We start from the raw sequence: 1317 nt of genomic DNA on the forward strand, positions 1-1317 counted from the left end.
ACTCAGGCGTTAGGCCGCATGAAAGACTCAATCGCACGCCTGCTTGATCACTATGCAACGGTCACGGACGGCTCGAGTGCATTCCTACGTGCAGACCTTCTAATCCTGTGCGAGAAGCTTGGGGTTTCAGAGCCTCAGTTCTGTGACGCCTTCGCTCAGGAGCTCGCGTCTCGGTTCGCTTCAGGCAAACTTGATGCAGATCGGGCCGCATTTGCGGCGGACGATCTGCATGTCGCTGCGGACTTCACTCTCCCACCGTTCGCTAGGCGCGTGTTCGATCATCTGGAGTATGGTGAGTCGTCACCGGCAGAAGCGCGGCAGTTGCTACAAGCACACGGCCATGGCAATACGGCCTAACAATTCATTCAAGCCGACGTCGCTCCGCGACGCGGCTTAACTCAGGTGTTAGGGCTCAGATGACGAACCAGATCGACGCAAGAGCCATACTTCTCGGTGCAGGAATCTTCGTTGTGGGCTGCCTCATTCTCGGCGGCCTCTCAATGCTCGCTGGTGAAAGCGAAGCTGATAGGCGCATCGTTTCAGGGGTCACCCAAGTTTGCGGCGTACTACTTCCGGTGGTTTCGGGGTTCGCCTCGGCCTACTTCGCCCGGGCTCACCCCATTCTTCAGGGCGCCATTGCCGGCGCAATCGGCGCGCTGCCATTCATCGCCTTAAGCGCGATGGTCGTGGACAGCTTTCCTGTATGGGCCGTTGTCTTGGCTTTAGCGTTCTTTGCGTTTCTTTCGTCCTTTGGCGCAATATTCGGCAGTCACCTCCGAGCCAAGCGGAGCCCTAACTAATCATTCAAGCCGACGCCTTCGGCGCGGCTTAACTCAGGCGTTAGGCCGCATCGGATGGAACTTCGCGCTCCACAAGTCTTGCGCGCCGGTCGCGAACTGATCGACCCGATCTTGCTGCCGTGCGGATTCACGTGGGGACACGGTGCATCCGGCGCGAGCTCCGGCGGCGACTTTGCGTCCGGCTGGTATTCCCGCGACGACCGGACCATTGAGCTGCACTATCGTTTCTCGCTTGGTCTGGTGAGCTATCGCATGGGAGAACTGTGCATAGACCATGCCGATTACATGTCTGTTGTTGCGCACCGCGGCCAGAGTCAGTACCCGGGATTCTCGGACGATCCGCTAGATGGGTTCCGCCATCTGGCACACGACCTGGCTTCTCACTGCACCGCCTTTCTTCGAGGGCCAGACGCTGAGTTCGCTCGCGTCGTAGAGCTGGTAGCCGCCAAACACCAGGGTCGCCGCTTGCCATAGCCGTGAGTTCGGCTAGCATGCGGCCTAACTAATCATTCAAGCC

The 1317-nt window shown here is 59.0% G+C and carries 3 protein-coding genes; all 3 read left to right on the forward strand.

Annotated features, from left to right (window positions below):
• Window positions 1-357, forward strand: a 357-nt coding sequence (locus N790_RS16565; RefSeq protein ID WP_211251955.1) for a hypothetical protein, incomplete at its 5' end; no start/stop codon positions are given.
• 59 nt (window positions 358-416) lie between these two features.
• Window positions 417-800 (forward strand): hypothetical protein, encoded by a 384-nt coding sequence (locus N790_RS15910; protein WP_156969942.1) that lies wholly within the window; start codon window positions 417-419, stop codon window positions 798-800.
• Window positions 801-854: 54 nt separating this feature from the next.
• On the forward strand, window positions 855-1274 hold the full coding sequence (locus tag N790_RS15915; protein ID WP_156969943.1) for a hypothetical protein: 420 nt from the start codon (window positions 855-857) through the stop codon (window positions 1272-1274).
• Window positions 1275-1317: the final 43 nt, after the last annotated feature.

The sequence above is a fragment of the Arenimonas malthae CC-JY-1 genome, assembly GCF_000747075.1.
GTDB classification, from domain to species: domain Bacteria; phylum Pseudomonadota; class Gammaproteobacteria; order Xanthomonadales; family Xanthomonadaceae; genus Arenimonas; species Arenimonas malthae.

Bases quoted from the DNA above. Each gene is read 5' to 3' on its own strand.
- N790_RS15910 (WP_156969942.1), top strand. From the start codon at position 417: ATGACGAACCAGATCGACGCAAGAGCCATACTTCTCGGTGCAGGAATC.
- N790_RS15915 (WP_156969943.1), top strand. From the start codon at position 855: ATGGAACTTCGCGCTCCACAAGTCTTGCGCGCCGGTCGCGAACTGATC.